Here is a 20,356-nt window from a genome sequence, read left to right on the forward strand (position 1 = left end):
ATATGGATAGAAGGGGTGATGCGCATGGAATACTGGGACTTTACGGCAGCGAGAAGCGGGTTACGGGGCGCAGCCGCAAGAAATTCGTGAGATTGGCGGACGGGATGAGTTTCTCACTATCATAGAATCGAGGCGCTGTTAACCATGAATATCAGGAAAATTACCATCGCAGGTGCGGGAACCATGGGCTATTCCATGGCAGATATTTTTGCCCGGAATGGATACGACGTGATCTTATGGAATCATCGTCAGACTACGCTTGACCGGGTGCGCACAAAGATTTCTCCAGAAGCGGCGGATAAAATCAACTACACCACGGAAAAGGACGCCTTTAAGGGGCGCGATCTTATCGTGGAATCCATCGTGGAAGACTTGTCGGCTAAACTGGCTTTTTATCGGGAGATGAGTCCGCGCATCGATGCGGATGCTATTCTCGCCACAAATACCTCAGGCCTTTCTATCAATAAACTGGCCGAAGCCGTCACGCTGCCTGAACGCTTCCTTGGTATGCACTGGTTTAATCCTCCGACAATGATTCCTCTGATCGAGATCATCAAGAATGAGAAGACACGTCCTGATGTGGCGGAAACCATTTATCAACTGGCCCTGGATATTCATAAGAAACCGGCGCTCATCGAAAAGGATGTGCCGGGTTTTGCGGCCAATCGGGTTCAGCTGGCCGTGATCCGGGAAGTTCTGTCTCTGGTTCGCGATGGTGTGATCAGCGTGGAAGGCGCTGATGCCGTGATGAAATACGGTCTGGGCTTTCGGTGGGCCTGCCTTGGCCCGCTGGAAACGGCCGATTTTGGCGGCCTCGACGTATTTTACCATATCAGTGAATACCTCATGCCGGATCTTGAAGATTCTCACGATGTGCCGCAGCTGCTCCGGGAAAAGTTTCAGGCCGGGGATTACGGCGTCAAGACGGGGAAAGGCTTTTATGACTACAGTGGGGACAAGGCTAAGAAGGCGACTTCCGCCCGCGATCAAAAACTTCAGGCCATTTACGACGCGATCTACGGAGAACAGAAATGATCGGCAAGGATCCGGCTCCTTGCCGGAGCTGCAAGGGGGAGTGTCTGGCGGCGATGGATTTTCTCGAGGGCATGCCGCCGGATAAGGTGAAAGATCTGCTGCATTGCTCTGTTCGGCTCAGCTTTCCAAAAGGGGCATATATCTTTCATGCAGGGGATCCCTGCGATGCCATCTACATTGTCCACAAAGGAAGGGTGAAGCTTTGCGTCTATGATCAGGACGGGCAGGAACGAATCGCCGGCGTATTTGTGGACCGCGATGTAATGTGGGAGGGGGTGTTGGTGCCGGACAGCCGCTATTCCGCATCGGCCATCTGTATGACGCCTGTGACATGCTGCCGTCTGGTGCGCAGGGATTTTGAAAAAGCCATTCAGGAACCCGAGGTAGCCTTGCGCATCATCGGGCTTTTGAGTAAGAAACTCCACGATGCCAATCGACGCAATCTGCTTAAGAGCATTGCCTCGCCCAAAGAACGGGTGGCCGGCCTGCTTCTTTACCGATACCGGCGGCAGACCAGCGACACGATTACCATGCGTCTCGAGGAGATGGCCGGGAGCTTGTCCCTGCGGCCTGAGACTGTCAGCCGGAAAATCAAGGAACTCGAGCGCGAGGGTTACGTGAAAAAGACGGGGCAGAGCAGCATTCAGATTTTGGATGCCGACCGCCTCATGGAACTCGTGAATTATTGAGTCCGCCTGTGCCGTGCAGTCCCTGTTTCCATGTTCACATCATCCTTTTGTGCCCTTGATTGTAATCAAGAAATTTTTCAGCAAAATCCGATACAATGATCCTGTCAGGAAACGTGTTTATGCGGTTTCTGACAGGTTTTTTTGTTTCTTTCTGTTCGGGAGGCATTGCATGATAAAGGGACGCATTCATTCGATCGAAACCTTTGGTTCCGTGGACGGGCCGGGTACTCGCTTTATTCTCTTTTTGCAGGGATGCGCGATGCGCTGTCTATACTGCCACAATGTGGATACCTGGAACGGCAGGGGCGGTGAGCTGCGGACAGCAGATGAACTCTTGGATCAGGCGGAGCGTTATCGGCCTTATTGGGGACAGGACGGGGGAATTACGGTCAGCGGCGGCGAACCGCTGCTGCAGGTGGATTTTCTGCTTGAGCTTTTCGGGAAGGCCAAGGCCCGCGGTATTCATACCTGCATCGATACGGCCGGACAGCCCTTCACGCGGCAGGAGCCTTTTTTCGGCAAATTTCACGCGCTCATGAAGGTGACGGATCTGCTGCTGCTCGACATAAAGCATATTGACCCGCGGGAACATGAGAAGCTTACGGGTTGTACCAATAAGAATATTCTGGATTTATTTCGTTATCTGTCAGAAATAAAGAAGCCCGTCTGGATTCGCCAGGTACTCGTGCCGGGATATACGGACGATCCGGAATCGCTTGCGCGTACACGTGATTTTATCGATACGCTGACGAACGTTGAGCGTGTGGAAGTGCTGCCGTATCACAGTATGGGCCTTTACAAATGGGAGGAGCTGGGCATCCAAAACCAGCTCAGGGACGTGAAGCCGCCGACGGAGGAAGCTGTGCAGAAAGCCCGTGCTATCCTCGGCGCCGTCTGAAAACGGAAACCTTGATTCCAGTCAAGGTTTCGAAAAAAGAAAAATAGTATGATAAAGCCATCGATTGTGAAACCTTACACAAAAGGAGGAGCTTACATGAACGGCATGAATCGCGACGTTGCGTGGAGAGGATTTAAGGGCGTCAAATGGATGGAGGATGTGAATGTACGGGATTTCATCCAGAATAATTACACGCCTTATGACGGGGATGAACGTTTTCTCGCGGGACCGACAAAGGCCACAAACAAGCTTTGGAACAGAGTGCAGGAGCTGCAGAAGAAAGAGCGGGAGAAGGGGGGCGTGCTCGACTGCGAGACGGAGGTTGTTTCAAGCATTACGGCTTACGGTCCCGGCTACATCGATGAATCCCTGAAGGATCTCGAACAGGTCGTTGGCCTTCAGACGGACAAGCCCTTGAAACGCGCTTTCATGCCGTACGGCGGCATCAAGATGGCCGAGGAAGCTGCTGAGACGTACGGTTACAAGGTCAATCCCAAATTCCACAAGATTTTCACGGAGTACCATAAGACGCATAATCAGGCTGTTTTTGATGCTTATACGCCGGAGATGCGCCGGGCGCGTCATAGTCACATCGTTACGGGGCTGCCGGATACTTACGGTCGCGGGCGCATCGTCGGCGATTACCGCCGTGTGGCACTCTACGGGCTGGATTTCCTCATTGCCGAAAAGAGTGAGGATCTTGCAAACTGTGGCTGCGGGGTCATGACGGACGACATCATCCGCCAGCGTGAGGAGCTCGCCGAGCAGATTCGCGCATTGAAGCAGATGAAGGAGATGGCCGGTACTTACGGCTATGATATCTCGGCACCGGCTAGAAATGCCAAAGAAGCCGTCCAGTGGCTTTACTTCGGCTATCTGGCCGCCATCAAGACACAGAACGGCGCAGCCATGAGCGTCGGCCGCATTTCTACGTTCCTTGACATCTACATCAGCCGCGACCTTGACGAAGGTACATTGACGGAAGAGCAGGCACAGGAGCTCATCGACCATCTGACGCTGAAGTTCCGCATGGTGAAGTTTGCCCGTATCCCGTCCTACAACCAGTTGTTTTCCGGTGACCCGGTCTGGGCGACGCTTGAAATGGCTGGCATTGGTATGGACGGCCGCCACATGGTTACGCGCAATGATTATCGTTTTCTCCATACGCTCGAGAATATGGGCCCGTCTCCGGAACCAAATCTGACGGTGCTGTATTCCTCGGCGCTGCCGGACCCGTTCAAGAAGTACGCCGCCCGCATCTCTATTACGACGTCATCGATTCAGTATGAGAACGACGATGTCATGAAGCCGGTCTGGGGCGATGATTACAGCATTTGCTGCTGCGTTTCTGCGACGCAGACAGGCAAGGAGATGCAGTTCTTCGGCGCGCGCGCCAATCTTGCCAAGTGTCTGCTTTATGCCATCAACGGCGGCAAAGATGAAAAATTCCTGACGAAGGACGGCCGACATATGCAGGTGGGACCGGAGTATACGCCCATCACGTCCGAGGTGCTCGATTACGATGAGGTCCTGCACAAATTTGATCAGATGATGGATTGGCTGGCCGGGCTTTACGTGAATATTTTGAACCTCATTCAGTACATGCATGATAAATATTACTACGAGGCTGCTGAGATGGCTCTTATCGACACGGATGTACGCCGTACCTTCGCTACTGGCATTGCCGGCTTCTCCCATGTTGTGGATTCCCTCTGCGCGATCAAGTATGCCAAGGTATCTGCCGTACGCGACGAGTCGGGACTGGTGGTCGACTACAAGGTAGAAGGGCAGTTTCCGAGGTACGGCAACGACGATCCGCGTGCCGACAAGGTGGCGGTCTGGCTTCTTAAGACTTTCATGACGAAGCTGCGCAAGCACCATACGTACCGGAATTCTGAGCCCACGACATCCATTCTGACCATTACATCAAATGTAGTATACGGCAATGCCACAGGCGCACTGCCCGATGGACGCAAAGCCTATACGCCGTTCGCACCAGGTGCGAACCCATCCTATGGAGCCGAACAGAACGGTTTGCTGGCTTCGTTGAATTCCGTCGCGAAACTGCCGTATGAGTACGCGCTCGACGGCATCTCGAATACACAGACCATCGCGCCCGAGACCCTCGGCCATACTGAGGAGGACCGTATTGCCACGCTCGTGCGCGTCATGGACGGTTACTTTAATCAGGGTGCGCATCACTTGAATGTCAACGTATTTGGCGTGGATAAACTCATTGACTGCATGGAGCATCCTGAGAAACCGGAGTATGCTAATTTCACGATTCGTGTATCCGGCTATGCCGTAAAGTTTATCGATCTGACGCGCCAGCAGCAGCTTGATGTCATCGCCCGCCGTGCGCATCAAAAGATGTAAAGCAAATCGGATTCATGATATCATGATCGATGCATTAGTCATGGCTTCCAGGGAGGCTGCTCTTTCATGAATACCGGCTTGGAGGCGATAAAGCCTGCGGAGATTTGCCGCGGGCTTTTTTGTGTGTCGGGGCTGGGATGTCTTTTCGGCGTCGGGGGGGGGTTGCTTTTTTCTCTGATATGGAGGATAATGAGACGCGTTATCGATGCAGCTTGCTTACAGAAAGGAGGACCTCTTGTGAAAAACCTTTATAAAATCCTTTTGCTTAATATGGCCGGTATCCTGCTGTTCTTGAGCTGGTATCCGCCGCAGACCGGATACTGGTATGTTATTGACAGTCAGGTCTTTTTCTTTTTCAATCATCTGCTGACGGAGAGCCAGGCTTTTTTGTATCTGGTGGCGTTTACAAACCTGCGTCCGTTTGATGTGGCGGCGTTCCTGTTCATGCTTGGGATTTTCATCTATTATTACCGGCAGATGGACGCAAAGGGGCGTCACTGGATGCTGGCGATGGGAGCGACGATGCTGATTACGGCCGTCATTGCAAAGCAGTTTGACTTGTGGGTGCAGTTTGACCGGCCGAGTGCCACCAAGTTCTTTTCCGATGCCGGCGTTGCGGTCAATAGGGTCTCACAGCTCACGGGCTGGAATACTAAGGATTATAGCGCATCCAGTTTTCCCGGCGATCATGGCACGTTTCTCATGATCTTTACCTTTTTCATGTGGCGGTATCTGGGCCGGCGTGCTTTTCTGTCCGGACTGGCCGTTGTGCTGGCCTTTTCCCTGCCGCGCATCATGTCTGGCGCACATTGGTTCAGTGACGTCTATGTCGGTGCGGTGTCCGTGAATCTGATTGTCCTGAGCTGGATGCTGCTGACGCCGGCATCGGACTGGATCATCCATCGTCTGATGAAACTCAGGCACTGGGAGTGAAAAGAGGCTGCTTTTCGTGTCCTGTTGACAAGGTGCATACCAAACCTTCATTGCGGGAATGTTTTTCTTTGCGGACATCATGATATAATAAGAAGCAAAGCCGTGAGGAAGACGGAAAAAGAGCGGGATGATGCTTTCATAATAGTGTTTTGCGGATCTATGGAGTCTTGCCGTCTGCTTGATTTTAAAGGGGAAAAAACGGTACAATAGAAGGCGGAGGTTTAATCATGAAAATAAATTTGACGGAGCTGGCGGCTGCTATGGCGCAATCGGATGTCCGGCAGAGCTATGTAGACGTTGTAAAGGGGAAAGTTGTCCTTTTGGCCGATGATCTGAACGAAGAGGACATGCTGGAACATGTGCTTCGAATTGAGGATGATTGGGAACGGTATATTCCGCTGCCCAATGTGATGGATGAGAGTATACATGATCTCATGTATGGCTTTGCGGAATCCTGTCCTCGCGAAGATACCAGGCATCGTCTGTTAAATGCTTTGTCCGGCGAAGGGGCGGCATCCCGGTTTCGTTATCAGGTTCGCCGGCTTTTGCTGAAATCGGCCTGGGATACGTATCTGAAAAGCCGGCTTTTGGATTTTGCACGTGATTGGTGTGAAGAGAATGCGCTGGAATACGAACCAACAGTCGCAGTGAGTAAAAACGGAAATCCTGCAGATCAGCAATCGGAATAATAAGGATCGTTTAGCGGAAGGAGTTTTATCATGAACGGTATACATCGTGTAAAGACAAAATGGCTGGCGGCGGCCGTCGCTGCGATTTTGTCGGTGCCATGGGGAGCAGCCGCTGCGCAGCCGGCTTCACCGGAGAAACAGGGGGGCTCGTTCCAGTATCGTCAATTGTATGCGGGAATCGATTATCAGAATAAGACGACCTGTGTCATCGGGCCGGAGGATCAGAGTATGGATTCGGTGGCTGCATCGATCGGCTATGCCTATTTAAAGACGAAGCTGGGGATGTTTAGTGAACCGAGAATCAGCAGTCCTTTGAATCGCGATATGGCTTTTGTGCTGAATTATTTTCATGTGCCGGAGCCGCCGATTCTGAAAGATGCTGCTGGTCAGCAGATCATTCTGGTGGATCATGCGAGTTTGGATCAGGCCGTGGCGAATATGAAGAAGGCAAGGATTGTGGAAGTTCTTGATACGCACAAGGCAGGCGGTTTGGTGACGGAAGGCCCGATTTTTTACCGGGCTGTTCCGGCTGCCGCAACGTCTTCACTGGTCTGTCTGAGCTTTCAGGAAAATCAGGTAGATATTCCGTCATCGATAGCGGGGCTGCTTCTGGCCGGTATCGTATCCGATACGGGGAATATGACAAGCGGAACGGTTACTCCGCTGGATCGTCAGGCGTATCATGTGCTGCTGTCGCAGTCGGGAGTAAGCGATATTCAATCATTTTATAAAAAACTGGAAAAAGCTGCTTATACTCATGCCGATATGACGGATGAGCAGATTTTCCAATCCGATCTGAAGGAATATGTGGTCAAAGACTGGGCGTATTCCATTGGGCAGGTAGATTGTCTGGACAGCAGCGAATATCAGGCAGTGAGACAGAGGATGCAGTCTTATTTATCCAAGCTTCCCAATAAAGACCGCGGCGTTTTGCATTACCTGATCATCAGAAATCGCGGCACCGGCGAGGCGGAACTTCTGTATGCAGGAACGATGGCACAGGAAATTGCGGGAAAGGCTTTCGGTTTCACGGATGGACATCGTGTGCTGCTGAAGGCAGAAGCCGACCGAAGCCGTCTGGTTGAACCGGCTATCCGGACGGAATTGGAGCGTGTCATGCAGTATTGATGATCTGTGGAAAAATGAAGCGGGAGAAGGGATTTCGCTTTGTGGCTTGTACTTCGTTGCTTCCGGTCCGGAAATCATCATGAAGCGTTGCGGCTCGCCGAAGGGCGGGCCGCTTTTTGCGGGGAATTCACGATTAGTAACGCCATGGAGGGATTGTTCATTTTGCCATCGATGTGTTGAAATGGTATAATAAACAAGATATTGGTAATTTTAGGAAACAACGAATCCGATACGGGAGGGGTTTCTGTTGACGCAGTTTGATAAACGCAACATCACCATGATGATGGATTTTTATGAAATGACGATGGCCAACGGGTATTTTCAGGATCATGATAAAGATGTCCAGGTTGCCTTCGACGTATTTTACCGAGCGAATCCGGATGAAGGCGGGTTCGCTATTTTTGCTGGCTTAGAGCAGGTGATTGAATACGTTGAGAATATGGAATTTTCGGAGGAAGATGTTGCATATTTCCGGGAACAGAATATTTTTTCCGAGGAGTTTTTGCAATATCTTTCTTCCTTTCATTTTTCCGGGGATATTTATGCCATGCCGGAAGGAACCATCATGTACCCGAACGAACCGTGCATTACGGTTGTTGCGCCTTTGATTGACGCGCAGCTGGTGGAAACCGCTATTCTGGCACAGGTGAACCATCAGTCCCTTATTGCAACAAAGGCACGCCGGATCGTCAAAGCCGCGGACGGGCGTGCTGTATCGGATTTTGGCGCCCGCCGTGCGCACAATATGGATGCGGCTACTTATGGCGCCCGCGCTGCCTATATCGGCGGGGTGGTTGGTACGGCAACCGTCTCGGCCGGTCAGATGTTCCACATTCCGATTTCCGGGACGATGGCTCACAGCTGGGTTATGTTTTATGGCGACGAGTATGCGGCATTCCGGAAGTATGCGGAAACGTATCCGGATGCTACGGTGTTGTTGGTCGATACTTATGATGTGATTCATTCGGGCATACCGAATGCCATTCGTGTTGCCCATGAAGTTTTGGAGCCAATGGGAAAGCGGTTGCTCGGGATTCGCATTGATTCCGGCGATCTGGCCTATCTTTCCAAGCGTGTGCGCAGGATGCTGGATGATGCCGGACTGGAAGACTGTAAGATCGTGGTATCCAATAGTTTGGACGAATTTACCGTAGCTTCTTTGCTGGCGCAGGGAGCATGTATCGACAGCTTTGGTATTGGCGAACGCCTGATTACCGCCAAGTCCGAGCCGGTATTCGGTGCTGTCTACAAATTGGCCGCTGTCGGAGAAAAAGGCGATTTTGCACCGCGCATTAAAGTATCGGAAAATGTTGAAAAGATTACGAATCCGGGTCTGAAAGATCTTTACCGCATTTACGATGAAGGAGGTCATGCCGTGGCGGATCTTCTCGCGATCTGCGGAGAACCGGTCGATCTTTCTGCTCCGTACCGGTATATTGATCCGCAGAAGCCATGGAAGAATCGTTCTTTCCAGCAATGCACCTGCAGAAACCTGCGCCAGCTTTATGTGCGGCAGGGAAAACGCACGGGAGCGTTGCCGACGCTGGATGAAATTCGCGATTATGTTCGGATGCAGTTAACCGATGAGATTTGGGAAGAAGAGCAGCGCTTTGAAAATCCGCACCGCCATTATCTGGATATGACACCGGCTTATTATGAGCTGAAAATGGAGCTTCTGTCGAAAACACGTGAGGAACATGCCTGAGAAAGCAATGAATGGGAGAAATGTTATGATAACGGGAACGACAAAAAATCTCGGCGTTATGGGATGGCCGATTGTTCATTCGCTGTCTCCGGTCCTTCAGAATGCGGCACTTGCCCAGGCAGGGCTGGATTATGTGTATTTGTCTTTGCCGGTGCGGCCCGATCATCTTTCCACGGCTGTTGCCGGATTAAAGGCTCTGCAGTTTCGTGGCTGGAATGTCACGATCCCGCATAAGACGACGATTATGTCCCTGCTGGATGATGTGGATGAAGATGCCCGGATCATCGGGGCGGTGAATACGGTGGTCAATGATTCAGGCAGGCTGTCTGGCTATAATACGGATGTGACCGGGTTTGTGCAGGCTCTGCAGCATCGTTCCTTTTTGCTGGATGGATGCCGGGCTGTGCTCTTTGGCGCGGGGGGCGCCGCCCGTGCCGTGATCTGGGGGCTTTTAAAGTCAGGCGCTGCTAGCGTTTGCATCGGAGTGCGCAATCCGGACAAGGCGAGCGCATTGGAAACTGTCTTTCGTCCGTATGGATCGATTGAGATTCTGCATTGGGAGACGGAATCCTTTCAGTCGGCGTTGCGTGAGGCCGATTTGCTGGTCAATACGACACCGCTGGGGATGACGCCTCATACGGAAGCGATGCCGCCGGTAAATTGGGAGCAGGTTCCTGCGCACGCGCTGATCTATGATATTATCTATACGCCGGCAGAGACGCGGTTCCTTCGTGAAGCGCGTCTGCGCGGTCACGTTACGATCAATGGCGAGGAAATGCTGGCGGGGCAGGGGGCGGCGGCTTTTGAAAAATGGACAGGGGTCTGTCCGGATACCGCGCTCATGCGGAGGAAGCTTCGCGAAGCTTTGAGTCAGCAGGACTGAAAGGGGCCGGTCCCTTTCACTCCTGCTGAGAAGCCGGCGTCGAATCTTTGTATTTATGGCGCAATTATGATATGATATACACTTGATGGAAGTATGCGCTGATACTGCAACATATGCAATAATTAGGAGCAAACAGGAGGTTTTTGTTTGACTGCGATTACCTATGAGCTGATCAAAAAGGACGAAAAGACAGGAGCCCGCGCCGGCGTGATTCATACACCGCATGGCAGTTTCCCTACGCCTATTTTTATGCCGGTAGGTACACAGGCTTCGGTGAAAGGCGTATCGCCGGATGAACTCAGGGATCTGGGGGCAGGAATCATTCTTTCCAATACCTATCATTTGTTTTTGCGCCCGGGAATGGAACTGATTAAAGAGGCAGGCGGCCTGCATAAGTTTATGCATTGGGATCGTGCGATTCTGACGGACAGCGGCGGATTTCAGGTGTTTTCACTCGGCGATTTGCGCAAGATTTCCGAAGAGGGAGTCACGTTTCGTTCACATATTGACGGATCAAAGAAATTTCTTTCGCCGGAAATATCCATGCAGGTGCAGATGTGTCTCGGGTCCGATATTGTCATGGCGTTTGACGAATGTGTGCCATATCCTGCTGACTATGAATATGCCAAGGCCTCGACAGAGCGGACGCTGCGTTGGGCGGAGCGTTGCCAGAAGGCGATGACTGCTCCCAATCAAGGATTGTTTGGCATTGTGCAGGGGGGAATGTACAAGGATTTGCGCAAATGGCATGCGGAAAAGCTCGTATCCATGAACTTTCCCGGATATGCTGTTGGTGGTTTGTCGGTAGGGGAGCCGCCGGATCTCATGTATGAGATGCTGGAATATTCCACGTCGCTTTTGCCGGAAAACAAGCCGCGGTACCTTATGGGTGTGGGAACGCCGGATCATTTGGTTGAAGGCGTGAAACGCGGAATCGATATGTTTGACTGCGTTTATCCTACCCGCGTGGCACGCAATGGCATGGCAATGACATGGACGGGGCGCCTCGTCATGAAGAATGCGGCACTGACGCACGACCATCATGTAATCGAGGAGGGATGCGGCTGTTATGCGTGCCGCAATGGATATACGCGCGCTTATATCCGCCACCTCGTCCGGGCGGGAGAGATTTTTGGCCTTCGTCTGCTATCCCTGCATAATCTTTGGTTCCTGGAAGAATTTGTGCGGCGTATGCGTCAGGCAATTCTTGACGGACAGTTCAGCGAGTTCCGCCGTGCGTTTTTGGCTGATTATCATACCGGTTCACAAGGATAAGTTCATATTTTACAAAAGGAGTGTTGGAAATGAGTCCGGAAATGGCAGCGGCCCTGGGAACATGGGGGCCAATTCTTGTTATGATCGCAATTTTTTATTTTTTGCTTTATCGCCCGCAGAAGAATGCGCAGAAGCGTCGCCGCAGCATGCTGGAAAGCCTGAAAAAGGACAACCGGGTCATGACGATCGGCGGACTTTATGGGACGATTGTCGATATGGATGACAAGGTTGTAAAGCTGAAGATTGCTGAGCATACTGTTATTGAGGTGGCACGTTCCTCGATCAATGCGAATGTTTCGCAGGACAAACAGGCGTAATATGGGCGCTGCAGCGGAGATACAAAACGAGAAAAAAAAGCTGCGGGCCGCTATGCTGGCGGCACGCAGAAATTTGACGGCCTCTTACCGGGAAAAGGCCGGGCGCGTCATGATAGAACGGCTCTGCGCGACGGAATGGTTTCAGCAGGCCGACGCGTTGTTTTTGTATGCGTCCATGCCGGATGAAGTACCGCTTTACCCGCTCATGGCGCGCTGTCTGGCTGCCGGGAAACGGGTTGGTCTGCCCTGGATTACCGGCCCGGGCAGTATGGATGTGGTGAACCTCCCTGCCATGGATGCACTGGTTCCGGGAAAATTTGGCATTCAGACCGTGGATCCGGCACGGCGTACGATACTTCCGGCGGATTCGATTGATCTGATTATTGTACCGGGGGCTGCTTTTGATGATGCAGGAAACCGTCTTGGCCTTGGTGCCGGATATTATGACCGTTTTATGGCGGAACGCGCACCGCAGGCGCATCGTGTCGCGCTGGCATTTGAGTGTCAGATGGCAGCGCGGATTCCGGTTGAGCCGCATGATCAGCGGGTGGATTGTGTTATCACGGAAAAGCGAATGGTGAGTGATGAAATATGGAGATAAAAATCGGGCTGGCCAGAACGGCAAAATATGCTACGGAAGTATGCGGCGATACCTGTGATGTCATTGAACGGCCGCACGGAGGCCTTTCGGCGGTCATTGCCGATGGTCAGGGAAATGGCCTTTCGGCGCATCATACCAGCAGCTGGGTGGTGAATAAAGCGACGCAGCTGATTGCTGATGGCGCTCGTGACGGTGCAGTAGCAAGGGCGGTTCATGATTATCTGTATGCGATGAAGGATAAAAAAGTGTCCTGTACGCTGACTGTAGTGAGTGCGGATCTGGACACGGGAACCGCCGTAATCAGCCGGAATTCAAACTGCCCGGTTATCGTGCGGACGGAGGAATACGAATCCGTTTACGATGAATCGGTTGAACCGATTGGCGTAAATCGCCATATGAAGCCGTTGATGTATGAAATACCGCTTGAAGCCGGTATGGTGATTGTTTCGTACACGGACGGAATTGCCCATGCCGGTAAAAAGCGCACGGGACATCCGGCTGATTTTCGGAAAATCTTGGAAATCATCCGTCAAAATCCGGCCGAAGATGTATCTTTCATTGCCCGCAGTATCATGGATTATGCGCTGACGCTTGATGCAGACAAGGCATCGGACGATATGACGGTACTGGTCATGGGAATCACGGAAGAATCATCAGAAACACCGAAAATTGAGCAGATGGAAATTTCTTATCCGTATTAAGACAGCACTGGGATGATATACTGAGCTGTATTGTGCCATGTCAGGAGGGAACTGGTCTTGAAAATAGCAGTTGTCGGCGTCTGTGCCTCCGGGAAGACCACGTTGGTGGCCGGCCTTAAAAATGCGGGATATGATGCTTATAATGTAGCGCAAGAACATTCCTGCGTCCATGATTTCTGGGCTAAGCATCATCCGGATCTATTGGTCATGATTGATGCGACCATGGCGGCGATCCATAAGCGGCGCAAAGTCTATTGGGGGGAGGATCGTCTGGCGGTGCAGCATAAACGTCTGGCAGATGCGCGTGCACATGCGGATCTTTATATCCAGACAGATGCGTTCGATGCGGATCAGGTCCGCCGCAAGGTGATCGCATTTATCAAGGACTGGGAAGCAGGGCGTGGTGCCTGATAAGCCCGAGCTTTTCATCATAGAAGAAATCCGGGGGAACTATCCTCCGAAGGAAAGGGTTGAATCCGTTGAGAAAAGACAGTCTCATCAAACTGATTGCCTGTGTATTTGCTATCATCGGCATTTTTATCGCGTTCATCAAACCGTTGGCGTTTTCCATTCGTCAGGGGTTGGATCTGCAGGGCGGTACACATGTTGTGTTGGAAGCAGAGGATACAGACATTGCCAAGGTCAATGATGATGCCATGAATCGCGTCATCACTATTATGGAAAAACGCGTCAATGCATTGGGCCTGACGGAACCGATCATTCAGCGCGAGGGCGAGCGCCGTGTTATCATCGAGCTTCCCGGTGTTAAGGATCCGGATGCTGCGATTCAGACGATCGGCAAAACAGCTATGCTTGAATTTAAAGATGAAGAGGGGAATACCGTCCTCACCGGCACAGATCTCAAGGATGCGCAGGCAGCGACCAATCAGCAGAACGGTCAAAATGTCGTCAATCTTGAATTCACAGAGGAAGGCGCCAAGAAGTTTGCGGATCTTACGACGAAAAATGTCGGCCGTACGATTGCCATTCTTTTGGATGGTGAGGTGCTGACCGCTCCGAACGTCAGGGAACCAATCCTCGGCGGGAAGGCGGAGATTTCCGGACAAAAAACATTGGAAGAGGCACAGAATCTTGCTGTCGTGCTGCGCAGCGGCGCTCTGCCGGTCAAGGTGAATATCATCGAGACGCGTACTGTGGGGCCTTCTCTGGGACAGGATTCCAAGGACAAGTCGGAATTTGCCTTTGCTGTCGGTATTGGTGCGGTATTGATTTTTATGCTTCTTTTCTATCGCCTGTCGGGATTCATAGCTGATGTGGCTTTGATGGCATATACCATTATGCTGCTTGCCCTGCTGTATCTTCTTGATGCAACGCTGACGCTGCCGGGGGTAGCTGGTATTATCCTGTCGATTGGTATGGCGGTAGATGCGAATGTATTGATTTTCGAACATTTCAAAGAGGAATATCAGATTCAGGGGAAAACCTTGCGTTTGGCGATGGATTCTGGATTTAAGCGTGCTTTTACGACGATTTTTGATTCGAACGTCACAACCATCATTGCGGCTGGTGTGCTCTTTTTCCTCGGGACAGGAACGATCCGTGGATTTGCCATTACGCTTGGGTTGGGAACGATCCTTTCGATGTTCACGGCAATTACTCTGTCGCAGTATTTGCTCAAGCTTATGATCAAAGCCAGAATTTCAGAGAATCCGGGATCTTATGGCGCAACGGGCTTTATGCTTTGGAAGAAGGAGGACCTGAAACATGAATAAATTTAATCTTGCAGGCCACAGAAACTGGTTTTTCCTTCTCTCGCTTCTGATTATTCTTTCTGGACTTTTCTGTATGGTGACGAGAGGATTCAATTTCGGCATCGATTTTACGGGAGGGACGATTATTGACCTCAAGTTTGATCATCCGGTGACGATTGCGGAAGTTCGTACCAGTTTGGCAAAATACAGTCTGGAAGGTTCGACGATTCAGCTTTCCGGGACACAGTCTGATGTGACCGCTTCGGAAGATGTTATGATCCGTGCGGTGGATATGGAGGAAAATCAGCGCAAAGAGGTCATGGCTGCCCTTCAGGAAGATGTCGGACATTATACGGTTTTGCGGGAAGAAAAAGTTGGCGCCACGATCGGCGGCGAGCTCATCACGAATGCGGTTCTGGCTTTGCTGGTATCCTGGGCGCTGATTATCCTTTATGTCGCCTATCGGTTTGAGTGGCGTTTCGGCGTGTCGGCCGTTTTAGCCTTGGTACATGATATTTTGATCGTACTTTCGGTCTTTTCCCTGACTCAGCGTCAGATTGATTCATCGTTTGTGGCTGCGCTTCTGACCATCGTCGGTTATTCCATCAATGATACCATTGTTATTTTCGACCGGATTCGCGAGAACCTCAAGCTCCATTTCCGCCGCGGCGGCGATGTGGATCGGCTGGTCAATACGTCGATTTTCCAGACGCTGACGCGCTCGCTTTATACGGTCTTTACGGTTTTGTTTACGACGTTTTCCCTGTATTTCTTCGGCGGAGATACGACGAAGGATTTTGCCTTTGCTTTGCTGGTCGGATTCAGCGTTGGATGCTATTCTTCGATATTCATTGCCAGTCCGCTCTGGATTGTTTTCCGTGGCTTGGGCGGCGGTAAAGAACATGGCAAACCTGAAACGGCGCACTGAGATGAATCACGGAAACTGCTGCAGTTTTTCTGCGGCAGTTTTTTTATCCGATGCTAAGGGCGCTGGATCAGTTCGACTAGATTCAGAGGGAACCAAAACTCCCTCTGAATCTAGTTGAATTTTATCGAAAGAAATGCGTTAAAAAATCGACAGAGAAGAAGAGACGGGCTATAATATAAATCACCAAGTAAACCTAAAAAATTGCCAGGAGCTATCAGTTTTATGTGGAAACAATGGAAGACTTTTGATGTGGTGCCGGAACAGAAAAAACTGGCAGAACGGCTGGGCATCCAGGAATGGATTGCCGGCCTGCTGCTGCACCGCGGTATCTGCGGGGTGAAAGAAGCGGGATATTTTCTGCATCCGGAAACGCAACCGTTTCATGATCCTTTTCTTATGAAAGATATGGACACGGCTGTGCAGCGTATTCGTCAGGCGATCAACAATCATGAAAAGATTACGGTTTACGGCGATTATGATGTGGACGGGATGTCATCAACCGCTTTGTTGATACATAATCTGCGCCGGCTGGGCGCGGAACCGACGTATTATATTCCTGACCGCCACAGGGAAGGCTATGGTTTTAACCGGACTGCTTTGCAGAACCTCGCGGAAAACGGGACAGAGTTGCTTATTTCTGTAGATTGCGGGATTGCTTCTACTGAACTCGTTGCGGAGATGGCAGGATCGTTAGATATCATCATCACGGATCATCATCTGCCGGGATACAGTTTGCCCAAGGCTTTGGCGGTGGTGAATCCGCATCGTCAGGACTGCCCTTATCCGGATAAAAATCTTGCGGGGGTTGGCGTAACGTATAAGCTTTGTCAGGCCTTGTGGCAATCCATGCGAAACGAATCCTACACGGAGGATCAGGAGCTTGTTGCCTTGGGAACGGTGGCGGATATTGTTCCGCTTCTTGGAGAGAACCGGAGGCTGGTCTATTCAGGGCTGGCCAATATGCGGACTTCCTCATTTGCAGGAATACGCGCCCTGATTGATGTGGCGGATATACGGGAAGAAAAGCTGAACGCCAGTCATGTCGGATTTCGTCTGGCGCCAAGGCTTAATGCAGCAGGCCGGATCGGTACAGCACGTCTCGGGGTAGAGCTTCTGCTGGCAGACGAGGAAGGAAAAGCGGCACAGCTGGCCATGGAATTGGATCTGCTTAACCAAAAACGGCAGGCCATAGAGCAGGAGATTCTCCAACGGGCGGAAGAACAGCTTTCAGGGGAAGACCCGGAAAATATGCCGGCCATCGTTATCGCCGGGGAAGATTGGGATCCCGGTGTGATTGGTATTGTGGCCTCCCGGCTGGTGGATCGCTATTATAAACCGACGATCGTCATGAGTATTCAATCGGATGGAATATGCAGAGGCTCCTGTCGGAGCATCGAGGGACTGCATATGTATCATGCACTGGAATCATGTCGTGAACATATCCTGCAGTTCGGCGGTCATGCTCAAGCGGCCGGAGTATCTGTACGCGTCGGGGAATTTCAGGCCTTTCGTCAGGCGTTCCAGAGCGTGTCATCCTCCATGCTTTCCGACGAGGATTATATCCCGAAGATATCGGTGGAACTGGAACTGGAACCGGAAGCTTTAACGTTTGATATGGTAGAAGAACTGGAACAGCTGGAACCATATGGCATGGGAAATCCAAAGCCGTTATTCGGCTGCCGAAATATCCGCGGCACTGGCGCTGCGGCAATCGGCAGTCAGCGGCAGCATTTGCGCTTTCAGGTCGGCGGCCCCCAGGGGAAGATCCATGCGCTGTATTGGAATCGGAGCGATCTTGCCGGCATCGTAAATGCAGAGCATGTTGATATGGTGTACTCTCCGTCGATCAATGAGTGGATGGGCGTGCGCAGTTTGCAATGTATTGTGGAAGATTTGGAGCCGGGAAATCGGGAACGGATTTTTCCGGAACGCGAGCAGTTGGTTGAAATTTATCGTTTCCTTTATCAGATTCAGCAGACGGAAGGGAATATACCTTATTCGGCAGCGGAGCTTGCCGTGCGTTTTTCTGCCGCCGTGCATCATATTTCACTGTATACGATGAGTATGGGACTTTGTATTTTTCAGGAATTGAACCTGCTTCGCACGGACCTTCAGGAAAAAGGGTATTCTTTGCAGAAAACATCGAACCGTATGGAGCTGAACCATTCCCGGACATTTTTCCGCCATCATTGAGGAGGAGATTAGCATGAATGACAAAGATAAGGAGCCGGTGACCATTGCATCCATTATTGCGGCGGTAAAAAAATATGAGCCAAGAGCGAATACGCAGCTGATCCAGCGTGCATACGATCTGGCTCATGCCGCGCATCAGGGACAGACGCGGGTTTCCGGCGAGGAATATATTATTCATCCGCTGCATGTAGCGCAGATTTTGACGGAGCTTCATATTGATGATGTGACAATCAGCGCGGCTTTGCTGCACGACGTCGTTGAGGATACCATCTATACCAAAGAACAGATTGAAGAAATGTTCGGCGAAGAAGTGGCGATGATCGTCGATGGCGTTACGAAGCTGGGACGGATCAAATACAAATCAAAAGAAGAAGTCCAGCTTGAAAATTACCGCAAGATGTTTTTGGCTATGGCCAAAGACATTCGTGTTATCATGGTAAAGCTGGCTGATCGTTTGCACAATATGAGGACCTTGAAATACATGCGTGAGGATAAGCAGAAACGCATTGCCAAGGAGACCATCGAGATTTATGCGCCGCTGGCCAACCGGCTCGGCATTTCCAATATAAAATGGGAGCTGGAGGATCTATGCCTCCGGTATCTGGAACCGGATACGTATTATGAACTGGTTGAAAACGTCAAACAGAAACGCAGGGAACGGCAGGCGTTCATTGATACATCGATTGAACAGATTCGTCAAAAATTGGATGAAGCTGGAATTAAGGCGGATATTAATGGCCGGGCGAAGCATTTCTATAGCATCTATAAGAAAATGAAGCGGGATCATAAGGATATCAGCGAGATTTACGATCTGTCTGCTGTTCGTGTCCTGGTGGAATCCGTCAAAGACTGTTATGGTGTGCTGGGTGTCATTCATGCGATGTGGAAGCCGATTCCCGGTCGGTTTAAAGATTATATTGCCATGCCCAAGTCCAACGGGTATCAGTCCCTTCATACGACGGTCATGACACGGGGGTATCCGTTGGAGATACAAATTCGCACCTTTAAAATGCATCAGGTTTCTGAATATGGTGTAGCTGCGCATTGGAAGTATAAAGAAGCGGGAAAGGGCGCTACTGCTGGAAACGCCGTGGATCAGAAAATGAACTGGCTGAGGCAGATGGTCAGCCTGCAGCAGGAGCTCAGTGATCCGAAGGAATATTTCGAAGCCCTGAAAGTAGACATTTTTTCTGACGAGGTGTTCGTTTTTACGCCAAAAGGCGATGTGGTTGATTTGCCGAAAGGATCCAATCCCATCGATTTCGCCTATCGTATCCATACGGAGGTAGGACACCATTGTGTCGGTGCAAAAGTCAACGGTAAATTGGTCCCGCTGGAATATAAGCTCAAGAACGGAGATATCGTATCGGTTATTACCAACAAGGCAAATAACGGGCCGAGCAGGGATTGGCTGAATATCGTTGCTTCTTCGGAAACGCGCAGCAAGATTCGTTCCTGGTTCAAGAAAGAAAAACGGGAAGAAAACATTGAACGCGGGCTGGAAATGCTCAAGGAGGAGGCAAAGCGTCTCGGTTATGCACCGAAGGAACTCCTCCGCGAGGGACGGCTCATGGAGGTTGCCCGAAAGCTGAACATTCTCAATGAAGAGGATCTGCTGGCGGCTCTCGGTTATGGAGGCGTAGCCCTTCATGGTATTCTGACCAAGTTGATCGAAATTCATAAAAAGGAATTGAAGGAAAATACTCCGCTGGACGTATCCCAAATGCTGTCGGAGCTGAAGCATCCCAAGCATACCGGAAAAAAATCAAAATCCAGTCATGGTGTGCTGGTAGAGGGAGAGAGCGGTCTGATGGTCCGTCTGGCCCGCTGTTGTAATCCGATACCAGGAGATCCGATCACCGGTTATATTACACGCGGGCGCGGCGTATCTGTCCACCGGTCCGATTGCCCGAATGTACTAAATGGTACGGACTTTTCCCGCATGATCGAAGTGAGCTGGGATGTTGGTCTGGATAAACAGTATACAGTAGAACTGGAGATTGTTTGCAATGACAAGAGCGGAATTCTGGCGAATGTGCTGGCGGTGCCGACCGAAATGAAAATCAATATCCACAGTGTGAATGCGAGCCCGAACCGCAGCAATAAAACGTCGACGATTTTGCTGGGTCTCGAAGTGAATAATTCTTCACAGGTCACCCAGATCATGACAAAACTGCGTCGTTTGAAAGACGTATACTGCGTGACACGGGCAATGGGAGGCAGTCTTGGAGGAAACTGATGCCCGGAAAGGTAAAAAGGTATTTCTGGCGGCAGCGGGAAGAACGTTTGTATT

Annotated in this window: 19 protein-coding genes; all 19 read left to right on the forward strand. The window is 51.0% G+C overall.

Annotated features, from left to right (window positions below; translation table 11 throughout):
- Positions 1-2 precede the first annotated feature (2 nt).
- On the forward strand, positions 3-125 hold the full coding sequence (locus FYJ78_RS13095) for a hypothetical protein (protein ID WP_268878435.1): 123 nt from the start codon (positions 3-5) through the stop codon (positions 123-125).
- Between the two features lie 19 nt (positions 126-144).
- A complete protein-coding gene (locus tag FYJ78_RS09515; RefSeq protein ID WP_154621155.1) occupies positions 145-1,035 on the forward strand; it encodes a 3-hydroxyacyl-CoA dehydrogenase family protein in 891 nt (296 codons plus the stop codon).
- A complete protein-coding gene (locus FYJ78_RS09520) occupies positions 1,032-1,724 on the forward strand; it encodes a Crp/Fnr family transcriptional regulator (RefSeq protein WP_154621156.1) in 693 nt (230 codons plus the stop codon). The genes FYJ78_RS09515 and FYJ78_RS09520 overlap by 4 nt, the downstream gene beginning before the upstream one ends.
- Positions 1,725-1,893: 169 nt before the next feature.
- A complete protein-coding gene (gene pflA, locus FYJ78_RS09525) occupies positions 1,894-2,622 on the forward strand; it encodes a pyruvate formate-lyase-activating protein (RefSeq protein WP_154621157.1) in 729 nt (242 codons plus the stop codon).
- 96 nt (positions 2,623-2,718) lie between these two features.
- A complete protein-coding gene (gene pflB, locus FYJ78_RS09530) occupies positions 2,719-4,998 on the forward strand; it encodes a formate C-acetyltransferase (protein WP_154621158.1) in 2,280 nt (759 codons plus the stop codon).
- Between the two features lie 237 nt (positions 4,999-5,235).
- Entirely contained in the window at positions 5,236-5,931 is a 696-nt protein-coding gene (locus tag FYJ78_RS09535; protein WP_328597696.1) for a phosphatase PAP2 family protein, read from the forward strand.
- Positions 5,932-6,158: 227 nt separating this feature from the next.
- Positions 6,159-6,620 (forward strand): UPF0158 family protein, encoded by a 462-nt coding sequence (locus FYJ78_RS09540; protein WP_154621160.1) that lies wholly within the window; start codon positions 6,159-6,161, stop codon positions 6,618-6,620.
- Between the two features lie 30 nt (positions 6,621-6,650).
- On the forward strand, positions 6,651-7,748 hold the full coding sequence (locus tag FYJ78_RS09545; protein WP_154621161.1) for a DHH family phosphoesterase: 1,098 nt from the start codon (positions 6,651-6,653) through the stop codon (positions 7,746-7,748).
- Between the two features lie 247 nt (positions 7,749-7,995).
- Positions 7,996-9,453 (forward strand): nicotinate phosphoribosyltransferase, encoded by a 1,458-nt coding sequence (locus tag FYJ78_RS09550; protein WP_154621162.1) that lies wholly within the window; start codon positions 7,996-7,998, stop codon positions 9,451-9,453.
- Positions 9,454-9,478: 25 nt separating this feature from the next.
- Positions 9,479-10,336, forward strand: coding sequence for a shikimate dehydrogenase (locus FYJ78_RS09555; protein WP_154621163.1), 858 nt, complete (start codon positions 9,479-9,481; stop codon positions 10,334-10,336).
- Between the two features lie 147 nt (positions 10,337-10,483).
- Positions 10,484-11,611 carry a tRNA guanosine(34) transglycosylase Tgt gene (tgt, locus tag FYJ78_RS09560; RefSeq protein WP_154621164.1) on the forward strand — a complete coding sequence of 376 codons (1,128 nt, stop codon included), beginning with the start codon at positions 10,484-10,486 and terminating at the stop codon, positions 11,609-11,611.
- An 80-nt stretch (positions 11,612-11,691) separates the two neighbouring features.
- A complete protein-coding gene (yajC, locus tag FYJ78_RS09565; RefSeq protein ID WP_235899983.1) occupies positions 11,692-11,928 on the forward strand; it encodes a preprotein translocase subunit YajC in 237 nt (78 codons plus the stop codon).
- Between the two features lies 1 nt (position 11,929).
- Positions 11,930-12,529, forward strand: coding sequence for a 5-formyltetrahydrofolate cyclo-ligase (locus FYJ78_RS09570; RefSeq protein ID WP_195847943.1), 600 nt, complete (start codon positions 11,930-11,932; stop codon positions 12,527-12,529).
- The gene (locus FYJ78_RS09575) at positions 12,520-13,230 is read left to right on the forward strand and encodes a PP2C family protein-serine/threonine phosphatase (protein ID WP_154621167.1); all 711 of its coding nucleotides are present in this window, start codon (positions 12,520-12,522) and stop codon (positions 13,228-13,230) included. Before FYJ78_RS09570 ends, FYJ78_RS09575 begins: the two co-directional genes overlap by 10 nt.
- Before the next feature lie 57 nt (positions 13,231-13,287).
- Positions 13,288-13,641, forward strand: coding sequence for a hypothetical protein (locus FYJ78_RS09580; protein ID WP_154621168.1), 354 nt, complete (start codon positions 13,288-13,290; stop codon positions 13,639-13,641).
- 68 nt (positions 13,642-13,709) lie between these two features.
- A complete protein-coding gene (secD, locus tag FYJ78_RS09585) occupies positions 13,710-14,963 on the forward strand; it encodes a protein translocase subunit SecD (protein WP_408014446.1) in 1,254 nt (417 codons plus the stop codon).
- Positions 14,956-15,870: a protein translocase subunit SecF gene (gene secF, locus FYJ78_RS09590; protein ID WP_154621169.1), complete on the forward strand. Its 915-nt coding sequence runs from the start codon at positions 14,956-14,958 to the stop codon at positions 15,868-15,870. The genes secD and secF overlap by 8 nt, the downstream gene beginning before the upstream one ends.
- A 222-nt stretch (positions 15,871-16,092) precedes the next feature.
- Complete coding sequence (recJ, locus tag FYJ78_RS09595) at positions 16,093-18,063, forward strand: single-stranded-DNA-specific exonuclease RecJ (RefSeq protein ID WP_154621170.1); 1,971 nt, start codon at positions 16,093-16,095, stop codon at positions 18,061-18,063.
- A gap of 13 nt (positions 18,064-18,076) precedes the next feature.
- Positions 18,077-20,302 carry a RelA/SpoT family protein gene (locus tag FYJ78_RS09600; protein ID WP_154621171.1) on the forward strand — a complete coding sequence of 742 codons (2,226 nt, stop codon included), beginning with the start codon at positions 18,077-18,079 and terminating at the stop codon, positions 20,300-20,302.
- The last annotated feature ends 54 nt before the right edge of the window (positions 20,303-20,356 follow it).

Origin of the sequence: Wylensekiella montiformis, from assembly GCF_009697385.1 — a bacterium.
Classification (GTDB): Bacteria; Bacillota; Negativicutes; order Selenomonadales; family Selenomonadaceae; genus Selenomonas_A; species Selenomonas_A montiformis.

What these genes read in the sequence shown, in the direction of transcription:
- FYJ78_RS13095 (WP_268878435.1), top strand. Translation starts at nt 3, where the DNA reads ATGGATAGAAGGGGTGATGCGCATGGAATACTGGGACTTTACGGCAGC.
- FYJ78_RS09515 (WP_154621155.1), top strand. Translation starts at nt 145, where the DNA reads ATGAATATCAGGAAAATTACCATCGCAGGTGCGGGAACCATGGGCTAT.
- FYJ78_RS09520 (WP_154621156.1), top strand. Translation starts at nt 1,032, where the DNA reads ATGATCGGCAAGGATCCGGCTCCTTGCCGGAGCTGCAAGGGGGAGTGT.
- pflA (WP_154621157.1), top strand. Translation starts at nt 1,894, where the DNA reads ATGATAAAGGGACGCATTCATTCGATCGAAACCTTTGGTTCCGTGGAC.
- pflB (WP_154621158.1), top strand. Translation starts at nt 2,719, where the DNA reads ATGAACGGCATGAATCGCGACGTTGCGTGGAGAGGATTTAAGGGCGTC.
- FYJ78_RS09540 (WP_154621160.1), top strand. Translation starts at nt 6,159, where the DNA reads ATGAAAATAAATTTGACGGAGCTGGCGGCTGCTATGGCGCAATCGGAT.
- FYJ78_RS09545 (WP_154621161.1), top strand. Translation starts at nt 6,651, where the DNA reads ATGAACGGTATACATCGTGTAAAGACAAAATGGCTGGCGGCGGCCGTC.
- FYJ78_RS09555 (WP_154621163.1), top strand. Translation starts at nt 9,479, where the DNA reads ATGATAACGGGAACGACAAAAAATCTCGGCGTTATGGGATGGCCGATT.
- yajC (WP_235899983.1), top strand. Translation starts at nt 11,692, where the DNA reads ATGATCGCAATTTTTTATTTTTTGCTTTATCGCCCGCAGAAGAATGCG.
- FYJ78_RS09570 (WP_195847943.1), top strand. Translation starts at nt 11,930, where the DNA reads ATGGGCGCTGCAGCGGAGATACAAAACGAGAAAAAAAAGCTGCGGGCC.
- FYJ78_RS09575 (WP_154621167.1), top strand. Translation starts at nt 12,520, where the DNA reads ATGGAGATAAAAATCGGGCTGGCCAGAACGGCAAAATATGCTACGGAA.
- secF (WP_154621169.1), top strand. Translation starts at nt 14,956, where the DNA reads ATGAATAAATTTAATCTTGCAGGCCACAGAAACTGGTTTTTCCTTCTC.
- recJ (WP_154621170.1), top strand. Translation starts at nt 16,093, where the DNA reads ATGTGGAAACAATGGAAGACTTTTGATGTGGTGCCGGAACAGAAAAAA.
- FYJ78_RS09600 (WP_154621171.1), top strand. Translation starts at nt 18,077, where the DNA reads ATGAATGACAAAGATAAGGAGCCGGTGACCATTGCATCCATTATTGCG.